Raw genomic sequence first — 23,076 nt, 5'->3', positions numbered from 1 at the left:
TATATCTACAGTCTGAACGCTCATTTTAAGGACCGTCTTCTTTAATGTTTTTATACTAAATTTCTTATTAATGGCATGGAATGTTCTTGAAGGCTATCGGAAAGCAGGCTATAAGAAACTAATTTCTTCTTGTACTGCTTAACTACATCAACGTGATCGTTGTAAATGTACACAAATATCCTAACATCCTTTTTGCCACTTTTAGTATCAATGACTAATGGAGTCCCACTGTTCTCTGGATGTAAAAACAATTGCTCGTTACCCGGGAATATGTGATTTTTCTTTAGAAATCTAGCTTCATTAAAATAATTTATGACTTGGAGTTTTTTTTCATTTTCCAAGCGTTTTCCGTTAAGGGTTACGATAGAGTTGGCTTCGCTAAGTTCAGAATGCAGTTTAAATTTGCTCAGAATCCAATTCACTGTATCGGTCGGAAGACAAGAAACTAATATTTTAACCAAACTTAAGATAATTGTTAAAATCAAAACAGGCAATGTCATATTTCATCATCTCCGCTATGGTCTAAATTTATTGGCATATAACTAATTATAACAAAGGGACGGATGGATTTTCATAGAAGATGTGACCGTTCTATTAACGTTTCGCTTTTCGTGAACCCCGAAATAAGATCCAATTTTCATGCAGCGAATTAGAAAAATATATACTTCAACCACTGCAATTAAAAGCAAAAAAACTGGACGTCATGATGACGACCAGTTTTTTCGGAATTGCTTATTGATATCCCCAAATCATTGTTAGCATTGTACCGAAAATCGTAACTAATGCAACAAATAATCCATAATAAACGTTTGTATAAATCGATGCTTTATCTTCAGACTCTCCTGCATGCATGAACATGACCAATTGAAGTGCTGCTTGCATGAAGGCCGTCACAAGCAGGACGATCACTCCCATTTTAAGTGAAAGATCAAACACTATAACTGAAAGTGCAACCAAAGTCAGGACTAGTGAAAAGGCAAATCCCATTACTTGTCCCCGTGGGAATAATTCTTTCATATTACATCATTCCTTTCAGGTAAACGAAACTGAAGATGAAAATCCAGACAACGTCTAAGAAATGCCAGTATAGTGAGAAGATGAAAGCCTTGTTTGTTGTTTCTGGAGTAAAACCGCGTTTTTTAGTCTGCAGAATGATGAATGTTCCCCAGAACAAACCAAGCGTAACGTGAGCTCCATGCGTACCTAGCAACGTAAACAAACTAGATAAGAAAGCACTTGTTTGGATCGTTGCTCCTTCATGTACATACTCCACGAATTCGTAGATTTCAACTCCCAAGAAGCCTAAACCAAGAATAAGAGTGATAACGAAGAAACTTAGCATTGCTTTCTGTTTACCAAGTCTCATTGCATTGATTCCAAGGCCGATGGTAAAACTACTTGTTAAAAGGAAAATGGTTTGAAGCATTAGGGTTGGCACTTTAAAAAGTTCTTCCCCTGATGGGCCATTCCCAGTTCCCTCAACTAATACAAAGTAAGTGGCGAACAGTGTAGCGAAAAGAGCTATTTCTGCTCCCAGGAAAATCCAAAATCCAAAAATCTTTAAGCGATTTTCTTCCGTGCTATATTCTAGTGGCAGCGAGCTATCTATTTTCATTACTTAGCACCTCGCAATTTATTTTCAGTTTCTTCAATCTCTTCAACGGAGATATAACGTCCGTGATCTTTTTCGAATGAACGAAGCGTCATACAAGCAAAGATTCCGATTGTTGCAATGATTGCAATGATCCACATGCTGAATACCATCGCAAAGCCCCAAACGAAGAAGATACAACTCAGGATAAATGGCACGCCGCTGTTATTTGGCATATGAATCTTTTCTATTTTACCGCTGAATAATTTAAAGCCCTTTTTCTTAGAATCCCAGAAGGCTTCCGTAGATTCAACTGTTGGTACAACGGCAAAGTTGTATTCAGGAATTGGTGTATGCGTTGCCCACTCTAGAGAACGTGCATCCCATGGATCGTTTGAAATATTTCTTGATGCATAACGAGTGCTCCAATAAATGTTGTACAAAATTAAAGCAAAACCAATTGCTAAGCCAATCGCTCCAACGAAAGAGAGCATATTCAATGGACCATAGCCCGTTGATTCAGAGTACGTGTACATACGACGTGCTTGCCCATCTAAACCAGTGATGAACATCGGGAAGAATGTTACGTTAAAGCTTATTGTAATGAACCAAAACGACCATTTCCCAATCTTTTCGCTCAACATGAAACCGAACATTTTTGGCCACCAGTACGTAAAACCAGCAAGTACGGCAAATACAGTACCTGGAATCAATACGTAGTGGAAGTGAGCTACTAAGAACATTGTATTATGGTATTGGTAGTCAGCACTTGCCATCGCAAGCATAACTCCCGTTACCCCACCGAGTGTGAAAATCGGAATGAAAGCTAAAGAGTAAAGCATTGGGACGGTAAAAACGATTTTACCTTTCCAAAGTGTGAACAACCAGTTGAATATCTTAACACCGGTCGGTACGGCAATTGCCATCGTTGTGATGGAGAAGATACCGTTAACCATTGCACCGTGACCCATTGTATAGAAATGGTGAGCCCATACAACGAAAGAAAGAGTAGAAATAGCTACCATGGAGATAACCATCGAATTATACCCGTATAGGTTCCGGCGTGCAAAAGTTGAAATGATTTCACTGTAAATACCGAATGCAGGTAGAATGACTATATAAACTTCAGGATGTCCCCATACCCAGAACAAGTTTGCCCAAAGCATATCACTACCGCCATTAGCCATTGCAAAGAATTGAGTTCCGAATAGGCGATCCATTGTCATCAACGCAAGAGCAACCGTTAATACAGGGAAAGCGAAAACGATAATAAAGTTTGTTATCAAAATGGACCATGTGAACATTGGCATTTTCATTAAACTCATGCCAGGTGCTCTCATTTTCAAGATGGTTACGATAAAGTTGATACCAGTCAGTAATGTACCGATACCAGCAATCTGAATCGCAATCGCGTAATAGTTCGAACCGACTGATTCAGCGAATTCGTTACCTGCCAGTGGGAAGTAAGAAGTCCAACCTGCATCAGGAGAACCACCGACTACGAAAGAGATGTTAAATAACATCGCACCCATAAAGAATAACCAGAAGCTTACTGCGTTTAGACGTGGGAATGCTACGTCACGCGCTCCAACTTGTAATGGTGTAACAATGTTCATTAACCCAATAATAAATGGCATAGCCATGAACAGGATCATGACAACCCCGTGTGTTGTAAAGATTTCATTATAATGCTGTCCATCCAACAAACCGTTATCTGGAACAGCCGTTTGAGCACGCATCATGAGGGCATCTGCGCCACCACGGAAAAGCATAAGTAATGCTGACAAGATGTACATGATACCAATCCGTTTATGGTCAACTGTTGTTAACCATTCACGCCATAAGTAACCCCATTTTTTAAAATAGGTAATTCCGGCAACAACCGCGATCATGGTCAAGCCAATAGCAATCATGGATGCATAAATTGCAGGACTTGGGTGAGGTACGGCAAATCGATCAAAGTAATCCATACTTTTGTGACTCCTTTCAGGAAAATATTCCTTATCGTGTAAAACTAGTAGTTTAATAGAACGTGAGTTAAAACTTTAATGATTGCTGTGTTCTGAATGTCCCTCGTGTGAATCTTTGCTGGACTCCTCAGAATCAGTTTTTTCAGTATCAGATGTTCCGTGGTGATGACCTGAATTTTCACCCTCTGGAGCTGGAGAAAACTTCAAGTGAGTCCCAGTGAACGTGGATTGCCCCACATGACCTGGTTCTAATAATTCATTGAATTTATCCTCAGTAATTGGTTTAGCCGTAGCTTTAATTTCATCTACCCACTTATCGTATTCTTTTGTAGGCAATACATTAACGTTGAACGTTTGCTGAGCAAAACCTGAACCACTGAAGTTTGAATTTCGACCCATATACTCCCCTGGCACATCAGCAGCTAAATGCAACGTGGTAACCATGTCGGACATCGCGTATTTTTGTCCACCAAGTTGTGGAATCCAGAAACTGGCGATTGGACCGAATGAGTATAGTTTAAATTCAATTGGCCGATCAGTCGGTAAAAACAAATAGTTAACTGTTTCTATGTCTTCTTCCGGATAACTAAAATGCCACTTCCAGTTAGAAGATGAAGCGTAGATAACTAATGGTTCTTGTTTTTCGTAACCTTTCGGTGTTGCCTCAACTTCATTTGTTGTTTTTACAGTAACAACTGAAAGGAAAGCAACGATTAAAATTGGAATCGCTACCCAAATTATTTCAAGAACCTTACTTCCTTCAATATGAGGTGGTTCATAATCATCACTCTGTTTGGAAGCACGATATTTCAATATCATAAGGACATACAGTACGACAACGACAAGAACGACAAAGGCCATTGTCCAGATCGATATCATAATAACATTTGCTTGTGTTGCAGCTACTGGCCCTTTAGGGTCCAAGACCATTAATGGGTTATCGCAACCAGTTAGTACAGTTGCAATAGTAAAAAGTATAGTTAATAAAGCCCATTTCATTTTCATAGTACTACCCCTTTCTTACATATTAAAATTCCTATTGGTAATTATTCGGATAAAGTGTTACCATATTCACAAATACCGACATACCAATATTAATCCCAAGTGTTAAAAAAGACAATACAAAGTGACATCTGTCACATAAAGTTCATGAAAGAGCAGTAAGAAGATGGTAATTGACCTGAAATGTTCGAAAACCTAGCGCAAATGAAATATAATAGGAATTTATAATCTATTCCCGCAAAGGTCTACATACTGTTATAGCTATTTACAGCTGTTCCCTATCTTATTTTAATATAATGAGTTATAATTTCACCTTATAATTTCGTACATCATTAGTCCCTTTATAAGCCCTAATGAATACACTTTTATTTACATCTTGAATTAAACACGAAGAGTAAGTAAATGAAGGGTTAATATAATTGAAGAAAAACAAATTTAATTCCTTTAAATAGCCACATGCACAAAATTCCTACAACGGATCTGTTGATGCAAATAATAAAGCCACCCACACAACCGTAAGTTCAGTACATTATATCCACCGGTTTTGGGTAACAAAAAAAGAAGCAGGGTGTCAAATTGACACCCTGCTTCTTTTTGCTTTGGCCTTTGTTTTGATTTTTATGATTTTGGTCGTTTCCGGTTCAACTCTTTCACCCTTATGAGTGTTCATCACCATTTCTTCTGTCAGGACAAAAAATATGCCAACTAGAAAAATGGCAGCTGCGCTTAATGTGATAGCCATTCCAACAGCGGTTAAAATATAATCTTTATTGTAATCGCTTACAAAAAAACTTAAGGAAAAAATGATCATCCCGATTACACACCCTGTGCCTGATACCCATTTCACTGCATCTAACATCTTCTGATTAGCTTTCATTATTTCATCCCCTTTCTTTCTATTTTATGACAATTCACAAATTTGTCAAACTTTTTATAATTTTCAATATATTCTCAATGAAAACCTTGACAAATTAAACTGATTACACCAGGCTTTTAGGCATTTAAGACTATACAGAAAATTAATAAAACAGGATAAATACACTATCATTTTTCCCTATATTATCCTTTTCTATACCATTTCTTTTACTATCATTTACAAAGAAAAAACCCCTGAAGCATATCAGGGGTCAAACTACATTCTATGATTTCTGTAATGTTATCGTTACCGTTTTCTCTTCCGTCCCCCTATACACCTTAACCTTTACTTTATCGCCGATTTTCTTATTTGTGTATAAGTGTTTCCTTAATTCTGCAGCGGAATTGATTTTCGTTCCATCAATCTCCACGATGATGTCCTGTTGCTTAAGACCTCCATTCTCTGCAGCCGATCCTGATTCTATGCTCGTAATCATCACACCTGTTTTTGCAGCTTCAGGTATATTTTGAAGGGAATACTGCGGCAGCTCTTCTATACTTGCCAGACTCACTCCTAAATAAGGCCGTGTGATTTTTCCGTTTTCAATAAGCTCCGTTACAATTGGAATTACATCATTGCTCGGTATGGCAAACCCTAGGCCTTCGACACCGCTTTCGGAGATTTTCAGACTGTTTATGCCGATTACTTCGCCAGCCGTGTTGATCAATGCACCACCGCTATTGCCAGGGTTAATCGCCGCATCCGTTTGAAGGACATCCAGTTCCCACTCCCCGTCCGATGTATCGACTGAAATGGAGCGCCCGGTCGCACTGACGATCCCTTGAGTAACAGAACGTGAAAAATCAAGTCCAAGAGGGTTACCAATGGCCAATACTTCTTCGCCTGGACGTATGCTATCTGAATCCCCGAAATTAATTCCCTCTGGTGCTTTCGAGGCATCGATTGTCAAAACCGCCAGGTCCGTCAAAGCATCAGCGCCGACAACCTCTGCCGTCGCCTTTTGTCCATCATACAATGAAATTTCGACTTCCTTAGCACCTTCGATTACATGATTGTTCGTGATGATATAAGCCTTCCCATTATCTTTTTTATAAATGACCCCTGAACCAGTGCCGCTCTCAACCGTTTCACTTTTCGTGCTTTGCTGCTGGAAGGGGTACTGATTTTGCACCTCTTGTAAATTCACGACCCCTACGATCGATTTGGAAGCTGATTCAACCATATCTGCCCGATCATTTGAATCTGAACTTGTCGATAACTTTTCTGCATTGACACTTCTATTCTTTTCCACTCTTTCCGTTTGCTCTACCCCTGCCGTTTGGGTTGACTCATTCATTGAGTTTTTCCCTTGATCAATAAAGTCCCCGCCAAATACAAATACAGAAGATGTAACCATGGAAGCAATTGTCCCAGAAACAAGGCTAGTTAGCCAAAGAGATTTGCCCTTTTTCCGTTCTTCCTTCACCCTGACTTGCTCATCACCATCATAATTCTCCATCTTAATCCCTCCTGTGAATGTCCTTTACTTGCTTCAATCATAAACAGGAAATATTAAAAAATTCTTAAGAAATAAAGAAAGAGTCAACTTTTTTTAAAAAAATAGGTTTTTCCATCGAATCCTGCTCCGTTCATGTCGCCTAATCACAAAATAAAGAGACCTCAACAGGGCCCCTTTTCAATTCGACCATTCAATTATCCTTACATGACTTCATAAACTTCTTTTGTCTTTTTATTCACGCCATACCAGCCCCAAATAGCATTGTGGCCACTTTTCTGACTGCTATCCATTTCGAACACTTGAAAAATGTAATTTCCCTTTTTGTCATCATGATCATATTCGATTTGCAAATGCGGAAAGTTTTCCATGTCCACGTAATCTTTAACAAGTTTCTCCGCTTGAGATTTACTTAATGTACTAACTGACCCCTTACTCCCTTCTTTTCCTTTTGTATCCATTGCCGCCTTATCATCTATTTTGGATGTAATGGTCCCGTCCTCATTTGCTTCCTCAACCTGCTCCGCTTCATCATTCCCCTCTGCTGTTTCTATCGTGGCGGAATCTGATACCGGATGCATGTCCCCCGCCTTTAAAACCATCCGTTTACCTTCCTGGTATTTTGCCTTATATGCGGTTGCTTCTTCAAAATCTCCTTTGGCCGAATCAAAATCCTGTTCGTCGTATTTCTTCATTCCACTCGCCAGAAAACCTGAAAGATCCATTAACTCTCTTGATTCCGGTGTTTTTGCTTCTTTATAAGCTAATTCAAATGCCTCGTGGGCTTCTACATAATTCTCCTCATTCAACTGACTTTTCCCTAAATCCATATTGGAATCATAATTCCTGGTTACGCATCCTGAAGTAATCAACACCAAAAAAATAACCATGATTGATCTCTTCACTATATCCCTCCTCACTTTCCCAAAGTACTCTTCCATATTATTCTAATCTTAAACCATTTTATTAGAAATCCGATACCTCAATTTCATTAAGGAAATGTTTACTTTTATGATTAACTTTTTACAAATAGTGGTACAGCATCAATAAACGTATGAAAGGATGATGTGCAGAATGATGCAGGAAAAACAGACCTATCATGTCGATTTGGTCAGCGGCGACGTACTCGGACAAAAACTTGAAGAGAACCCGAGCTTCACCATACACGCAACAGATGAGGAACTCGCAGAATTGAAACAATGCTTAGAGGAACATCGGACAGATGACTTGGAGGCATATGCCCGTTCACATGTTCCATATCTTCTCTATCATCATGACCGGGCAAATGATAAATACGATGCAGCCATGAAAAGGCTTTATGCCCTCATATATAAATTAGGCGATAAAACGGCCCGAAACCATATTGAAGAAATCGGCATATTGAAGGATAACAAATTCGAGGGCAATGAAGAAGTGCAAAAATTCAAATAAAAAAATATGAACAGAACCTGACATTCTAAGGTTCTGTTCTTTTATGATAAGACTCCTAAAAGGGATATATATGAAATGTTCGTAGGTAAAGTCCTTCAATCTACATATTTATCTTTCAAATATTCTGAACCAATACCACCAATGACCATCAAAGCTAATGGTAAAAAATTCGACACAGCTGGCATACTTTCCAAAATTGTAATATCTGTGCCAACAAATTTGTTAAGACCAAAAATAATTAATTTAGACACTAACAAAAATGCTCCTAGTAATAACACGGTATCAAAAAATAATTTCCTTTTTGGAAATGCTAACTGCTTACTTTCTCGTATTATTTTTTCTTTCAATTCCTCATCACTCCTTAATAATTCATCTATCGTAATATGAAATAAATCACTTAAATTAATGAGTACTTCAATACTTGGATAGTTTTTTCCTGTTTCCCATTTGGACACAGATTGGCGACTCACATGAATCTTCTCTGCAAGATCAGTTTGTGACCAATTTCTTTTTTCTCGTTCTTTTTTTAATCGTTCGCTAAAATTCATTGTGAGTTCATCGCCTTTCCTTACTCCTAGTATTGTGAGATGAATTATGCAAAGTAAAGATAGTAATAAGTGCATTACTATGCAACTTATGAGTGACACCGAGGAAAACCTTGATATAACAAGGGTATCCGTTTAATTTTCCGGAACTGCTGTAGAAAGTTAAAACTAAAAAAGAAGTTGCAGCCAGTCATCAAAAAAGTGGCCAAGACTTTGGATATAACAAAAAAAGCAGCTATGTAAGCAGCTACTTAATCATATAATTTTTTAATCCAATAAACCATCTTACTAACACATATATCAAGAATTAACCAATTGACTTTAATAAAAAAAGCCTTGTATAGACAAGGCTTTTTTTTATCGGTGTAATCCCCGCTTGTTTAAATTCACGAAGCATTTTTTGCTTTTGACCTTTGACCATTCTTCAGGATGATTCCGTGAGTATAAATTTGAGAATCAAAGCATAGCACAAACGGTTCTTTATAGAAGAAATCATTTCCTCATAATTTGTCTAAAGTTTCTTTGCATTATACTTTAAACTCAGCCATAGTTGAAGAAAAAGCGTTATAGAGTCCAATTGATAAGCAATCCAGCTTGAGCTAAACCACCACCGAAACCATATAATAAAATCTTCTCACCATTACTGAGTTTTCCTTCAATTACTCCTTTATCTAAGGATAATGGTATGGTTGCTGAGGAAGTATTTCCATACTCCACTAAGCTATTTAATGTACGCTCTATTGGAAAACCACTTCTATCACATATTGACTCAATCATTCTTAAATTTGCACTATGCGGAACAAACCAATCAACATCATTCAAATGAATTTCAGTATTTTTCATCACAGTTTGCATTCCTTTTGGAACAGTAGTAACAGCCCATTTATAAACCTCACGTCCATTTTGTACAAGGTTACCACTATTATTTAAGTCTTCACCATTTATACGTGTCGAAAGGTTTGTACTATATAAATTTTTTCCGCCTTCTCCTTCCGAATATAAATGTGAAGAAATAAAACTTGGTTGTTGTTCATCGTATTCTACAAGAACTGCTCCTCCACCATCTCCAAATAAAATACAAGTGGCCCGATCTTCATAGTCCATAATTTTAGATAAAGTATCAGCTCCAATAACAAGAATTTTCTTGTTTAAACCAGATGTTACTAATCCATTAGCTACATGCAACCCATAAGTAAATCCTGCACAAGCAGCATTTAAATCAATAGCTCCAGTATTCTTAATTCCTAGCTTTGCTTGGACTAAAGACGCTACACTTGGAGTGTTGAAATCTGGTGTAAAGGTACAGACAATAATCATATCAACGTCTTCGACAGATTTATCATACCGTTCCATTAAATCCTGTACAGCTTTATAACTTATATCACTAGTAAACTCTTCTTCATGTGCAATTCTTCGTTCTTTAATACCAGTACGTTTAACAATCCATTCATCATTGGTTTCAACCATTTTTTCTAAGTCTTTATTTGTTAACCTTTTTTCTGGAACATACGAACCTATTGCAGTAATACGTGCTTTGGATTTGAACATAGAATAACCACCTCGTGTTATGATTCGCATCATTTTTATACTTGATATTAATAGTTGGTACTAATTATAAAGCAAAAAAAATCTTATGCAACTAACCGTTCCCTTTAATTCCATAAGAAAAAGAGCTGAACGACAAAGAACGATCGCAATTGATAATATAAGAAGACTCTGCTCCTAAATAGTAAGGTATATCGTAGCCAGAACATCCTGTTAAAACATACTCATCTTGGTTGTTCTCATTCTTAATCACTTCGATAGTTTTGCACTGATGTGTTTAATTGAATTACCTCCATATTCGTCTCTTGTCGTGTCACTCGTCGCTCCCAGCGTTTCTGCATTAAATGTTATATCACTAATAATCGCGTCTCCTTCTTTAGTATAGAAAACTGCCCGTTCTTATCCTCTTCCTCTTTACTTACATTTTGAATATATTCTTTAAGCCTTGTTAAGTTCTCTATACCATCGTGCTTGCTTCCTATGTCTGTTTGTGCTGATTTGAAAGGTTCATCTTCATTATCGGTTCTCGATTTAGAACAACCTATCATTTAAGTTAAAATCATCACAATTAAAACAAAAATCCCTTCCATAAACTCTTTATTCCACACCCTTTCTTACCTATATAACGTGATAAATAACTGTAAGTTTCAAGCATTTTTGATATACTCAACTGCCTCAATGGATTAAATGAGTTATGATGACCATATATCCATCTCCCGCCCCTTTAATTGAAAAAGGAAAAATCCTGTTGTATGTCCAACAGGATTTCCATCAATATTTATTCGAAATTCACAATTACACGATTCTCTTTTATTTTGATTGCATGCATATAGGAATCTTTGTATAAACGTCACGAATTCATTTTCAGTGTTTTTGTTTGTAATAGGTTACCGCGAGCGCAAGTGCCAGCACTGTACCTTTGACGATATCCATCGCATAATAGGGCACAGACATCATGATCAGCCCATTTTGAAGGATTCCGATAAGAACTGCACCAACAAATGTTCCAAAGGCATTTGGTTTTCCCGCTCCTAAAACGGAGGAACCAATGAAGGCTGCTGCAACAGCATCCATTAAATAGGGGGATCCTGAATTGATTTCTGATGTCATGACCCTTGAAGCAAGGACAATTCCCCCAATCGCCGCAAGTAGTGCTGAAAGCAGATAGGCAAGCACTTTGTATTTATTTACCGATATCCCGGAAAGTCTCGCCGCTTCCTTATTTCCCCCAATAATGTACATATAGCGACCATGCTTCGTATAAGTCAAAAAGATATGGGTCGTTATCACAATGATTGCCATGATCAATATGATCCATGGTACCTGCCCAATTTTCGCGAAAAGCGGGCTGATCAGTCCAGTTGCAAATGTTCCATCGGGCATGACCATATTTTGCGAAACCGTCGCCCCTTTTGTATAGGTAAGGGCAATGCCCTGGATAATGAACATAGTAGCCAATGTCATCAGCATATCAGGGATTCTCAATTTAACGATCATAAATGAATTCAAGGCCCCTACGACAATTGAAGCACCGATTGCGGCTAAAATGGCAATCAATGTATCCTGAGAAAACCAGACGAACATTGATATAACGATAGCATTTGCCAATGATGCGACAGAACCGACGGAAAGGTCGAAGCCATCCACCGTTAAGGATATCGTAATACCGATCGCAATGATGGTAACGATTGATATGGAACGTAGAATGTTAATCAGGTTATTAGTTTGAATGAAAGATGGATTGGACAGGGTAAAGATTCCAATCAAAATGATGATTGTCAATATTGTGCCGTATTTATAGAAAAAGTCGAACAAGTCCACTTTTTTCTTTGCCTTCGCTGTCTGTGTAACAGGAATGGGTGCGCTCATCCTATTTTCCTCCTGTAGAATAGAATAATAGTTCTTCTTCGCTGGTTTTGCTCGTTTCTAATTCGATGACAGTGCTCCCGTCATATAACACATATGTCCGATTGGTAATGCCCATGATTTCGGAAAGTTCGGATGATGCATATATGATGGCTTTCCCATTTCTCGCAAGCTGTGAAATCAATTCGAATATATCCTTCTTAGCTCCAACATCGACCCCTTTTGTGGGTTCATCGAATATATATACATCCGCATCGGCTAATAGCCACTTTCCAATGGCAACTTTTTGCTGGTTACCACCTGAAAGGTTTTCGACTCTCACTTCCCCTGAAGGAGTTTTAATGCCAAGGCTCGCAATCAGTTCTTTCGCTTTTTCTTTTTCGGCCTTACGATCCACGAAGCTGAATGACTTGCAGAATTTGCCGATACTGGCTGCAGTCAAGTTTGCCGTGACCGTTTCCTGAACAAGGACCCCTTCTTTCCTGCGTTCCTCCGGTACTAGTGCTAGTCCGCTTTTCACTGCATGATGCGGCGATTTCAAAGTAAGTTTTCGGCCATTCAGGACGACTTCACCCGCTGTGATCGAAGTATGACCGAAAAGGGCTTTACACAGCTCCGTTTTCCCAGCCCCGACCAGCCCTGCCAAGCCGATTATCTCGCCTGCCTTTAGATGAAGGCTAACATTTTTAACTTTCGCTGCATCTGACAATCCCTTCACTTCCAGTACAACCTGTCCAATCGAAGAATTCACTTCAGGGAACTGCTCATCCATGGTTTTCCCGAGCATACTCTCGACCACTTCGGTTCGGGTGATTTCCTCCATTTTTCGACAAGTGACACGCTCTCCATTCCTCATGATCGTAATTTCCTCACAGATTTCAAATATCTCAGGGAGACGATGGGAAATGAAAATGATTCCCACACCTTTTTGCTTTAATTCATTTACAATTCGAAAAAGTTCTGTCGTCTCCGTATGACTTAACGGAGCAGTTGGTTCATCGAGAATCAAGAATTTGCATTCTGTCGAAACGGCCCGCGCTATCAGGACCATCTGTTTTTCAGCCAAGGTAAGGTCTCTTACCAGCTTTTTCGAAGAGACACGAATTTTCATATCATCAAGAATATAAGAGGCTTTGTTGTGCAGCTCTTTCCAATGGACCATCTGTTTTTTGCCCATGTTTTGGACCATATCATTCAGCATTACATTTTCCCCAACCGTTAAATTAGGGATCAGTACGGTATCTACTTCCTGATGCACAATTTGAATGCCTTGTTCCTGCGCCTTCTTTGGCGAACGGATATCCTGCTTCATCCCATTCAAAAAAATATCACCTGAATAATGAACATGAGCTCCTGATAAAACTTTCATTAACGTCGATTTCCCTGCTCCGTTTGCACCGACCAATGCATGTGCTGTCCCTGATTGTACAGAAAAATCAACTTCACTTAGCGCCTTTACCCCCGGAAACTCAATCGAGATCTTCTTCATTTCTAGTTGTGTGCCCATGTCCATCCCCCCTATTGAACAGACACTCCCTTCTACTGAAAGAGAGTGCCTCTTTTTACTTTTTATAATGGTCTTTCAAAACTTTCATCCAATCCTCTTCAAATTCCTCTGATACACCCCAGCCATCGACAATACCAGATAGATTGGACATGTTTACCGCTTCTTTTGAAGCTTGGATTTGCTTTTGTGAAATTAGTGAAGCCTTTAAGTCATATGTTTGCGGCGTTTCTTCTCCCGCTAATTTTTTTGCCAATAACCTCATATTCACTGCACCGATCAATTTGGGATCGACTGCTGCCGTGTAGTCCCATGAGCTATCAGCTGATTGGATTTCCTGAAGATCTGCATTTGATACATCAATTCCATATATCTTCACTTCATCCCGGCCTGCTTCTTTAATAGCCCGAGCCGCTCCGATAGCGAAGGCATCCCATGTTGCAAATATTGCATCCAATTTTCCTTTAGGGTATTTATTCAGCATTGCAGCTACTGCATTCTGTGTCTGAACGGAAGTATCAGCTGATGCCACTCCGAATCTTTCGACTTCTTTAATCCCAGGATTTTCTTTTAATTTTTCCTGATAGACTGCGTTTCGTCTTACCATTGGAGGGAAACCATCCACCCAAAGATAGGCAATTGAAGCTTTACCTTTCTGTTCTTCTATCAATTTATCAAAAGCGAGTGTTGCCAGTGCTTCATCATCCTGTGATGTTAATGTCACACCGTCTATTTTGGATAGATCACTAATAGAATCGAAGGTGACAACGCTTTTACCTGCATCAACCAACTTTTGAACGTCATTCACTGTCGCTGCATCATCCCCATGGGAGATGATATAGCCGTCATAATCTTCCTCCAAAGCCTGGGCGATGGCATCATGGAATTTAGCCGTATCTCCATTGGCTGTATATGTATCCACTTGAAATCCTAAATCTTCTCCTTCTTCCTTCGCTCCAGCTAAGTATTGAGCCGTATGATCATCTCCGCCAATTTTACGGATCACTTTGATTTTGGCTCCTTCCCCTTCAGCAAATCTTTCCGGTACATTTTCAAATGATACCTTTTCTTCTTTCTTCGCTTCTGTAGAACTCTGCCCTGTTGAGCACCCCGTTAATAGCAAAGCCGAAGCGATGGCTGAAACGAATACCCCTTTTATAGACCTTCTCATCTTGTTTCCCCCTAAAATATCTTATTATTCTCATCAATCTAGTTGGTGAAAATCCTAAAATAAAAACCTCTCTAGTATAGAGAGGTTTAATCAGCTGATTTGCAGACTTGTCCCTCTCTTATCTGTCAAAACATTTCTGTTTTGCAGGATTTAGCACCAATTCCTAATGGAACGGTTGCTGGGCATCTTAGGGCCAGTCCCTCCGCCACTCTTGATAAGAGAATATATTGTGATACGTTTTTTGTAATTATCACTTTATCGGGATATAGTCATAAAGTCAATAGATTTTTGAATATTTGAAATGTTTCTATTTATTTTTTATTTTCTTTGCAGTTGGGCTAGACGTTTTTTCTCAATTTTTTCAAGTCTCTCCAACTGACGTAACTTCACTTCATACAAAGTGATCGGGTCACGGTAAACTTCCGGATTTTCTTTCATATGCTCCAATGCTGCCTGGTAGTCTTTAATTTCAGTCTGCGTTTGTTCAATTGTTTTTTGAAGTAAGGCAAATGAACTGCGATAGAAAAGTGAAATGTCACGATCCAGGGATTTTTCAAACAACCCGAATTGGGTAAGGAAACGTTCCGTGATCATCTCAGCAACATCCAGGTAATCTTCACTTTCCAGGTATTTCTTATAACGATTGTACATATTGGCTTTATTTTGCGGTATCGCCCCAAACAGCTTTCCTGCTCCTTTAAGCAGCAATTGTGATGGAGTCCTGCGCATAAGGATATTAACGTCATCGATGCGGATACTGCTTGTCATCCGATCGGCATCACGACGCCAATCATCCAATACTCTGAAGTCACCTGCAAGCGTAATTCGTTCTTCTTTGTATAATTCATTGAAACCAGCACTCATCTCATCCATAAATTGTTGGCTTTGTGTGAATTCCATTTGGGAACTGGCAATCCAATCTTGAAGAGAACGGTAATACTGCGGCATGATTTTATCAGATATGAATGCTTGGATCCGATCATTCATTTCCTGGTTTAACTGTATATGGACCTGACTGAAATCACTGCTCTCCGTTAACGATTTAGAACAATCCCTCAGTAATTCAGGAATTTTGGAATAAAGTTGATTTTTCACTTCATCTTTAAGCGAACGATATGACCTTATGATATTCTCACTTTTTTCTTTTTCCAAATCAGCCAGTTGATTGACCGCTCCATTCAGTTTGATTTCCATCTGTTCATTCCAAGAAATGGAGTGCTCACATTTACGCTCATTAGCTGCCCGTTTTTCTAACAGGTTAGATAACGTTTTACGGATGAAAGCAAGGATTTTTTCAGACCTTTTTTCTTTCCAATTATCATCTTGATAATTCGATTGAAGGAAAACTGAAAGGTCCTTCAATTGCTGCTTGCTGTCATAAAGTTTGGAGAAAGCGAATACTTTCGCATTTGGGAAGTATGCATTCACTTTATCCCACGTTTCGTCTTCCATTCTAACTGCGACTTGATCACTGTATATCGTATCCATTTTATTTAATAAGAAATGAATCGGAAGTTTCGGGGCCATCATTTGAATTTCCAATAACAGGTCCCGTTCACTTCCGGTGAATGGCGCCCGGGCATCAAGAACGAACATCAGTCCATCACTGCCATGCAAATAGCTTTGGAAGTCGGATTCTACGCTTATTTCCCCATTGAACCCCGGTGTATCCAATAATCGCAGACGATTATTTCTCAGGTAGTCACTGATAAGGGTAACATCGACAATCGTCCCGCGCTGACGGCGTGTTTCATCCAATTCAGTTAACTCCATGACAGCTTTGCGATCTGTATCGGTAATTTCGAGGATTTCCAAGTCATCCCCGTCTTTGACACTCACTAGGGACGAATGATCTTCGGCAGCAATACTTTCACCAACAATTGACTGAATAAAGGATGTCTTGCCATTTCCTGTACTTCCCACAAGTAGAAGATTGAAATTTCCGGTATCCTTAAGCCCCTCGACCATCCAATTAAGCTTATTGCCAACCCTTAAATCATTCTCATCAGCCCACTGGATAATGGAATTGAATAATTTTTCCCCCGCTTCCAGTCCGCCTCCCAATTTAGGGGATTTCACTAACAGACTTTCTGCATCCTGAATGACCAGCGCATTGATCGTATCCGGGAAGATTTCATTCCAGGACAACGCGGATGCCGCTGCAAACAGCGATAGCTCCCCATCTGCGATTTTCAGCCAGTTTTCCAGCAATCTTGGCACGACAGGACTTAGATCTTTGATTAGGTGCGTTCCTTCAAGCAGACCTGCATAAGCATCCCGGTAATAGACGGATAGCTCATCCCATACATCTGCGGTGTTTAATTCGATGGTATCTATCAAGTTATTAATCACTCTTAGCCATTCGAAATAAGAATCCGTATATTTATAATTTTTCCAAAGGGCAACCGTCACCTTTTCGAAACGCCCCTGGTCGAGTGTGTATAGCGAGCCTAGGACCGTTGAAAAATAATCCGGATCCATCGATTGGGCAACACCCTGCTGGATATACGTTTTCAGCACATCGAACCAGCCCATTGATTCTGTACGGATACTTTCATTCGCCGCCAATACCACCGCACTGTTCCAATCCTTTTGTTCTTCAAAAAAGGCGCGTGCAATTTCCGTGACATTCGGGTAGTCCGGTTGAAACTCGACTGCTTCTTTCACCACTTTGGAAGCCAGATCATTTCTGGATTCTACTATGTACAGTGAAAACAGTTGCAAAAGAACTTCTGTTTTCAAGACCGTTTCACTCGTATCGACGGATTTATAGATATCCTCTGCGGTTGAATACATTTCCAGTTCAAAATAAGCATCAGCGATGTTTTTCTTTGCCCATGAACCAAGTTCCCCTTCTATGTTTTCCCATTTAAAAATGGCTGCTTCATAGTCGTGGTGCTGAAAATATACTTCACCCTGAGCAAATCGAATTGCCGTTAAATCTGCTCTTTCCTTTTTTTGTTCCACGAGAAACATTTCACCCAAAGCTTGAATGGGGTGCTTCCTGGAATCCTCAATCATCGTTTCATAATATTTTTTTCCGATCAGACGTTCGTCCATCTTTATTCCCCCGATATATTTCATATTTTCAATTAAAGGATAATCACTGATTTGATAAGCCTTCTAAAAGACCTTACATCCAATTTATAGCTTCCTTTAGTTAAGAAAATTATTTATAAAACCTTAAAATATTATTTTAACAAAACAATATGGTAACAACATGTCAACACTCTTACAATTTTAAAACAGAAACAAATAGAAATGTAATGTTTTTAATAAACCGATACAGAGATGTCATTTCCATATTCGAGAAAATATGTTTTTTCTGCTTTTATCCATATCAAATAGAGGTGAGCGAACCATTCTTTCCCCCTCTAAATTCCCAGAAGCCAGCCCGTTAACTATCTACTTCGTCCATTACTAAATCCCCATTTTTGCGTTCATAGAAAAAAGCAGTACCCTCATTCAAAAAAGGTAACTGCTCTCTGATAAGCTCCGAACAGTCGTTGTCCTTTGACAAATTAGGATTATACCCCTGTACGCTTACGTTGGTTATTCGGCTTTTTGGTCAACTGGCTTTTAAGTTGTTTCGTTTTCTTCACAACGCCCGTTTCCAATTTATCTTTACTTGATCCCGCTTGCTTTTGAGCCAGTTTTTGTTTGACTGCATCCGCCAGGCTTAATTTTTTATTTTCAGACATACTGTTATCTCCTTTAGTGTTCTGCCTTCTATTATAATATAGTTGCGGTTAGAAAGATAATAGGGAGTTATATCCGATTCCCATTCAAAAAACACCCTGGATAAAGGAAGTTTCGTCAACAGGGGACTAATATCCTGCTCTTTAAAAAGGAATAATAATAAATTATATTGACTAACCGTCATTCTGATTGTAATAATCGTCGGTTTCATTCTTTCATGGGTCTGAATCAAATTTTAAAAGTATCGGTACTATTCCTTGTGATGGCTTTTCCATTAACGATTGTCCTGACATTCCTCAGCCGTCGATTCAGCCCCCCAAAAAAGGTATACCGGAGTGCAATGACCTTTACAGGAGTATTTTGCTTTGATAGGTGGCCTGAATGCATTCGGCTTACGTTTAGAACACTTGCAAGCAATGAGTGATGCACTTCCCTTTTCTGCCTATGGTATGGAATGGATCATCCATGCACTCGCAGACACTGCATTTGGCCTTCTGTCCAGTCAAATCGGACAAACAGCTCCTGCAGAGGAGTTGGAAATCGAAACCTGATGATAATGAAGTGAGCAGATGATTTTACAGATCATCTGCTTACTTTTTGCATGTCCTGCATTGCTTTATTTTGGAAAACACCTTCCACTTTTTGTTATGATGTGGTTAAAGGAGATGAGAAGTAATATGTCTAAGCAAACCCGTATTGGTAAAACAGATCTGTATGTAAATCCGATTGGCCTTGGCACGAATGCCATTGGCGGACATAATCTATTCCCTAATCTAAGCGAGGATACAGGAAGAAATGTTTTAAGAACGGCATTGGAACAGGGAATTAACTTTTGGGATACAGCTTTCATTTACGGTCCTGAGCGTTCCGAAGAACTTATCGGTGAAATCCTAAAAGAGACCGGCAAACGTGAGGATATAATCCTTGCCACTAAAGGAGCCCATAAATTCGTTGATGGCAATATCGTCTTTGATAACTCTCCCGCTTTTTTGAAAGACGCAGTGGACTCAAGTCTAAGAAGACTTCAAACCGATTACATCGATTTATTCTACATCCATTTCCCTGATGAAGATACACCAAAGGATGAAGCGGTAGGTGCCTTAAAGGAATTGAAAGATGCAGGTAAAATCAAGTCAATCGGTGTTTCCAACTTTTCATTCGAGCAATTAAAAGAAGCAAATAAAGACGGCTATGTCGATGTCCTGCAATCTGAATACAATTTATTCAAACGAGGGGCGGAACAAGACTTACTGCCATATACGGCCGAAAATAACATCTCCTTCATTCCCTATTTTCCCCTTGCTTCAGGCCTGCTTGGCGGCAAATATAATCAAGAGTCCACATTCGTGGACGGACGTGCAAAAAGTCCGCTTTTCCAAGGACAGGCCTTCGTAAGCAACCTGCAAAAAGTGGAAGAAGTAAGAGCGATCGCCAACAGGAAGAATGCCGATGTCGCCGATGTGGTGCTAGCTTGGTACTTAACTCGACACTCGATAGATGTCCTGATTCCCGGAGCGAAAAAGCCAGAACAAGTCACACGCAACTTTAAAGCATTGGATGTCCACCTAACCATGGATGAAATCGCTGAAATCAGCGCCATTTTCGCTTAAAAGTAGATAGGGAAAGGCTGTTCAGCTCAAGTTGAACAGCTTTTTCCTTTTTTTCTATGTCATCCTGAACCTTTTTTAAAATGTGCTAACCCAAAGGCTATTAACATTAAAGTCTTCCTTTGGTACTTTGCTTACGTTCTTCAACTTTGCTATATTTAGTGAATATTCCATCAATTAAGAAAGAGGCTGCTTCATGAAAAAATCCACTATCATCTTATTTCTAATATTGGCCAATTTGTTCTGGGCCGGTAATTACATTTTCGGAAAATACGTTGTGACCGAGCTTTCCCCGATTCAACTAACATTCATCCGATGGCTAATTGCCGTTTTCTTATTATTCCCTCTAGCACAATGGATTGAGAAACCACAATGGAGGAGTGTATGGAAAGCCTGGAAATTACTATTAGTCATGGGTGTACTCGGTATCATTTGTTATAATTTTTTCCTTTATTGGGCTTTGACCTATACAACTTCCATGAATGCAGCTCTTGTCAATTCCATTAACCCTGCTTTAATTGTACTTTTTTCCGCCTTACTGTTAAAGGAGAAAATTACATCCTATCATGCACTCGGCCTTATCATTTCTTTAATCGGCGTTTTATTGGTGTTAACGAAGGGCCATCTTCTGGAAATTTTTCAGCTCACTTATAATAAAGGCGACCTATTGATGATCCTGGCGATTCTCGTTTGGACCTTCTATTCGATAATCGGCAAAAAATTGAAAAGCATTCCGATCATTTCAGCCACAGCCGTTTCTGTATTTCTCGGATTGATTCTCGTCACTCCATTTGCCATTGGCTCGGGACTGAGCTTTGATTTAAGCAGTCAAGCGATCATAGGTCTCTTATATATTGGAATCTTCCCATCCGTCGGTTCCTTTATTTTCTGGAATATTTCCCTTCGTCACATCAATGCAAGCCAGGCTGGCATTTTTCTGAATTTGATTGCTGTCTTTACCGCCATTCTAAGTTTAATTCTAGGTCAATCGATTACCATTGTCCAAATCCTAGGCGGTCTCCTTGTCTTCACTGGCGTCTATCTGACAAGTAAAAAGAAAAAGGAATATCCTGCAGTCACGAAGACCATGAAAAAAATGTCCTGAAATCTATCACCGAAGGCTTTCTTGTCTTTTCCCCTTGTCTATGCAGCATGATTTACGTTATCCTTTAAAGAAGAAAATCTGAATGTAAAGGTGTGCTTTAGTTGAGGATCAATAAATATATCAGTGAATCCGGAATTACCTCGAGACGAGGCGCCGATAAATGGATAGCCGAGGGCCGTGTGACGATTAATGGCACTGTAGCTGAGCTTGGCAGTCAAGCTGAACCCGGCGATGATGTTCGTGTAGATGGCAAGCCGATAAAAGTGGAACAGCAAAATGTATATATTGCCCTGAATAAACCAATCGGGATCACTAGTACGACGGAAAAACATATTAAAGGAAATATTGTTGATTTTGTAAATCATCCGCTCCGCATTTTTCATATCGGCCGGCTGGACAAAGACTCAAGCGGTCTGATTTTGCTTACTAATGATGGTGATATCGTAAATGAAATCCTTCGCGCAGAGAACAAGCATGAAAAGGAATATATCGTAACAGTGGATAAGCCTCTTACCGCCTCTTTCATTCAAGACATGTCAACCGGCGTGGAGATTCTGGATACGAAAACACTTCCTTGCAAGGTTAAGCAGCTGAACAAATATACTTTTAACATCACTTTGATGCAAGGTCTGAACAGACAAATTCGCCGTATGTGCTCCGCGCTAGGTTATGAAGTCCGTGATTTACATCGAATCCGGATCATGAACATCCATTTGGACGGACTGGCACTCGGACAATGGCGCGATCTTACCAAGGATGAATTGACCGAACTATTTACGGACTTGAATTATACCCCTAGGCAGAGATGATTAATGAGATGCCCCCTATATAGGGGGCATCTTTTTTGGGATCATTATGCCTTTACTCGTGAATTTCGCGTTTTTACTCGTGAATAAGCTCAAACCCCGCCATTTTGCTTATTTGGTTACGCCTTTTTTATAAAACCCTCTTCATTTTCATCATTTTGCCGATAGTTTGCGAATCCTACCAACCATTTCTGCTTTATTTCAGCCGAATATTGCCTTTACTCGTGAGTTTTGATCATTTACTCGTGAATTTCGTTGATTTACTCGTGAGTTTTGCACTTTTACTCGTGAATTTCACCACTTTACTCGTGAGTTTCGCGTTTTTACTCGTGAGTAAGCTCAAACCCCTTCATTTTGCTTATTTGGTTACGCTTTTTTATAAAACCCTCTTCATTTTCATCATTTTGCCGATAGTTTACGGATCCTACCAACCATTTCCGCTTTATTTCAGCCGAATATTGCCTTTACTCGTAAGTTTTGATCATTTACTCGTGAATTTCGTTGATTTACTCGTGAGTTCCACCACTTTACTCGTGAGTTTTGCACTTTTACTCGTGAATAAGCTCAAACCCCCTCCTTTTGCTTATTTGGTTACGCTTTTTTTATAAAACCCTCTTCATTTTCATAATTTTTCTGATAGTTTGCGGATCCTACCAACCATTTCCGCTTTATTTCAGCCGAATATTGCCTTTACTCGTGAGTTTTGATCATTTACTCGTGAATTTCACCACTTTACTCGTGAGTTTCGCGTTTTTACTCGTGAATTCCACCACTTTACTCGTGAGTTTCGCGTTTTTACTCGTGAGTAAGCTCAAACCCCTTCATTTTGCTTATTTGGTTACGCTTTTTTATAAAACCCTCT

22 protein-coding genes, 1 pseudogene and 1 riboswitch are annotated in these 23,076 nt (G+C 39.3%); of the genes and pseudogenes, 7 read left to right on the top strand and 16 right to left on the bottom strand.

What is annotated here, in order from left to right:
* Positions 1-50 precede the first annotated feature (50 nt).
* The 8 genes from ACFWE9_RS10265 to ACFWE9_RS10230 form a co-directional block, all read right to left on the bottom strand.
* Positions 51-500, bottom strand: coding sequence for a YfmQ family protein (locus tag ACFWE9_RS10265; RefSeq protein WP_377356646.1), 450 nt, complete (start codon positions 498-500; stop codon positions 51-53).
* 232 nt (positions 501-732) lie between these two features.
* A complete protein-coding gene (qoxD, locus tag ACFWE9_RS10260) occupies positions 733-1,017 on the bottom strand; it encodes a cytochrome aa3 quinol oxidase subunit IV (protein WP_230160603.1) in 285 nt (94 codons plus the stop codon).
* A gap of 1 nt (position 1,018) precedes the next feature.
* Positions 1,019-1,615, bottom strand: coding sequence for a cytochrome aa3 quinol oxidase subunit III (qoxC, locus tag ACFWE9_RS10255; protein ID WP_230160605.1), 597 nt, complete (start codon positions 1,613-1,615; stop codon positions 1,019-1,021).
* Positions 1,615-3,561, bottom strand: a complete 1,947-nt coding sequence (qoxB, locus tag ACFWE9_RS10250) for a cytochrome aa3 quinol oxidase subunit I (RefSeq protein ID WP_377356645.1) — start codon at positions 3,559-3,561, stop codon at positions 1,615-1,617. Before qoxB ends, qoxC begins: the two co-directional genes overlap by 1 nt.
* A 75-nt stretch (positions 3,562-3,636) precedes the next feature.
* Complete coding sequence (gene qoxA / locus ACFWE9_RS10245; protein WP_230160609.1) at positions 3,637-4,566, bottom strand: cytochrome aa3 quinol oxidase subunit II; 930 nt, start codon at positions 4,564-4,566, stop codon at positions 3,637-3,639.
* 568 nt (positions 4,567-5,134) lie between these two features.
* A complete protein-coding gene (locus ACFWE9_RS10240) occupies positions 5,135-5,440 on the bottom strand; it encodes a hypothetical protein (protein WP_230160611.1) in 306 nt (101 codons plus the stop codon).
* Positions 5,441-5,702: 262 nt separating this feature from the next.
* Entirely contained in the window at positions 5,703-6,938 is a 1,236-nt protein-coding gene (locus tag ACFWE9_RS10235) for a S1C family serine protease (protein ID WP_377356644.1), read from the bottom strand.
* Positions 6,939-7,138: 200 nt separating this feature from the next.
* The gene (locus tag ACFWE9_RS10230; RefSeq protein WP_377356643.1) at positions 7,139-7,840 is read right to left on the bottom strand and encodes a hypothetical protein; all 702 of its coding nucleotides are present in this window, start codon (positions 7,838-7,840) and stop codon (positions 7,139-7,141) included.
* Positions 7,841-8,009: 169 nt separating this feature from the next.
* Between ACFWE9_RS10230 and ACFWE9_RS10225 the strand changes: the two genes are divergently transcribed.
* Positions 8,010-8,366, top strand: a complete 357-nt coding sequence (locus ACFWE9_RS10225; protein ID WP_377356642.1) for a hydrolase — start codon at positions 8,010-8,012, stop codon at positions 8,364-8,366.
* A 95-nt stretch (positions 8,367-8,461) separates the two neighbouring features.
* On the opposite strand, the gene ACFWE9_RS10220 is transcribed toward ACFWE9_RS10225, so the two are convergent.
* From ACFWE9_RS10220 to ACFWE9_RS10185, 8 genes and pseudogenes are all read right to left on the bottom strand, one after another.
* The gene (locus tag ACFWE9_RS10220; protein ID WP_377356641.1) at positions 8,462-8,914 is read right to left on the bottom strand and encodes a helix-turn-helix domain-containing protein; all 453 of its coding nucleotides are present in this window, start codon (positions 8,912-8,914) and stop codon (positions 8,462-8,464) included.
* A 561-nt stretch (positions 8,915-9,475) separates the two neighbouring features.
* On the bottom strand, positions 9,476-10,459 hold the full coding sequence (locus ACFWE9_RS10215; protein WP_230160963.1) for a ketoacyl-ACP synthase III: 984 nt from the start codon (positions 10,457-10,459) through the stop codon (positions 9,476-9,478).
* 246 nt (positions 10,460-10,705) lie between these two features.
* Positions 10,706-10,840, bottom strand: a pseudogene (locus ACFWE9_RS10210) (hypothetical protein); the annotation flags it as partial.
* 480 nt (positions 10,841-11,320) lie between these two features.
* Positions 11,321-12,325: an ABC transporter permease gene (locus ACFWE9_RS10205; RefSeq protein ID WP_377356639.1), complete on the bottom strand. Its 1,005-nt coding sequence runs from the start codon at positions 12,323-12,325 to the stop codon at positions 11,321-11,323.
* A 1-nt stretch (position 12,326) separates the two neighbouring features.
* Complete coding sequence (locus ACFWE9_RS10200) at positions 12,327-13,829, bottom strand: sugar ABC transporter ATP-binding protein (RefSeq protein ID WP_377356637.1); 1,503 nt, start codon at positions 13,827-13,829, stop codon at positions 12,327-12,329.
* A 55-nt stretch (positions 13,830-13,884) separates the two neighbouring features.
* On the bottom strand, positions 13,885-14,997 hold the full coding sequence (locus tag ACFWE9_RS10195; protein WP_377356635.1) for a sugar ABC transporter substrate-binding protein: 1,113 nt from the start codon (positions 14,995-14,997) through the stop codon (positions 13,885-13,887).
* Between the two features lie 115 nt (positions 14,998-15,112).
* Positions 15,113-15,218, bottom strand: a riboswitch (SAM riboswitch).
* A gap of 97 nt (positions 15,219-15,315) precedes the next feature.
* Positions 15,316-18,057: a GTPase domain-containing protein gene (locus tag ACFWE9_RS10190; protein WP_230160955.1), complete on the bottom strand. Its 2,742-nt coding sequence runs from the start codon at positions 18,055-18,057 to the stop codon at positions 15,316-15,318.
* 467 nt (positions 18,058-18,524) lie between these two features.
* Entirely contained in the window at positions 18,525-18,698 is a 174-nt protein-coding gene (locus ACFWE9_RS10185) for a hypothetical protein (RefSeq protein WP_164468807.1), read from the bottom strand.
* A gap of 215 nt (positions 18,699-18,913) precedes the next feature.
* Here ACFWE9_RS10185 and ACFWE9_RS10180 point away from each other — a divergent pair, with 215 nt between their 5' ends.
* From ACFWE9_RS10180 to ACFWE9_RS10155, 6 genes are all read left to right on the top strand, one after another.
* Positions 18,914-19,120 carry a branched-chain amino acid transport system II carrier protein gene (locus ACFWE9_RS10180; RefSeq protein ID WP_356714977.1) on the top strand — a complete coding sequence of 69 codons (207 nt, stop codon included), beginning with the start codon at positions 18,914-18,916 and terminating at the stop codon, positions 19,118-19,120.
* The gene (locus ACFWE9_RS10175; RefSeq protein WP_377356668.1) at positions 19,062-19,247 is read left to right on the top strand and encodes a hypothetical protein; all 186 of its coding nucleotides are present in this window, start codon (positions 19,062-19,064) and stop codon (positions 19,245-19,247) included. The genes ACFWE9_RS10180 and ACFWE9_RS10175 overlap by 59 nt, the downstream gene beginning before the upstream one ends.
* A 126-nt stretch (positions 19,248-19,373) precedes the next feature.
* Positions 19,374-20,306 carry an aldo/keto reductase gene (locus ACFWE9_RS10170; protein ID WP_377356633.1) on the top strand — a complete coding sequence of 311 codons (933 nt, stop codon included), beginning with the start codon at positions 19,374-19,376 and terminating at the stop codon, positions 20,304-20,306.
* Positions 20,307-20,499: 193 nt separating this feature from the next.
* On the top strand, positions 20,500-21,408 hold the full coding sequence (locus tag ACFWE9_RS10165; RefSeq protein WP_230160951.1) for a DMT family transporter: 909 nt from the start codon (positions 20,500-20,502) through the stop codon (positions 21,406-21,408).
* Positions 21,409-21,509: 101 nt separating this feature from the next.
* Entirely contained in the window at positions 21,510-22,217 is a 708-nt protein-coding gene (gene rluF, locus ACFWE9_RS10160; protein ID WP_377356631.1) for a 23S rRNA pseudouridine(2604) synthase RluF, read from the top strand.
* A gap of 221 nt (positions 22,218-22,438) precedes the next feature.
* Entirely contained in the window at positions 22,439-22,822 is a 384-nt protein-coding gene (locus tag ACFWE9_RS10155) for a hypothetical protein (RefSeq protein WP_377356629.1), read from the top strand.
* The last annotated feature ends 254 nt before the right edge of the window (positions 22,823-23,076 follow it).

This window comes from Peribacillus sp. NPDC060253 (genome assembly GCF_042727425.1).
Taxonomy (GTDB): Bacteria; Bacillota; Bacilli; order Bacillales; family DSM-1321; genus Peribacillus.
This window is presented reverse-complemented; position numbering and strand designations above follow the sequence as displayed.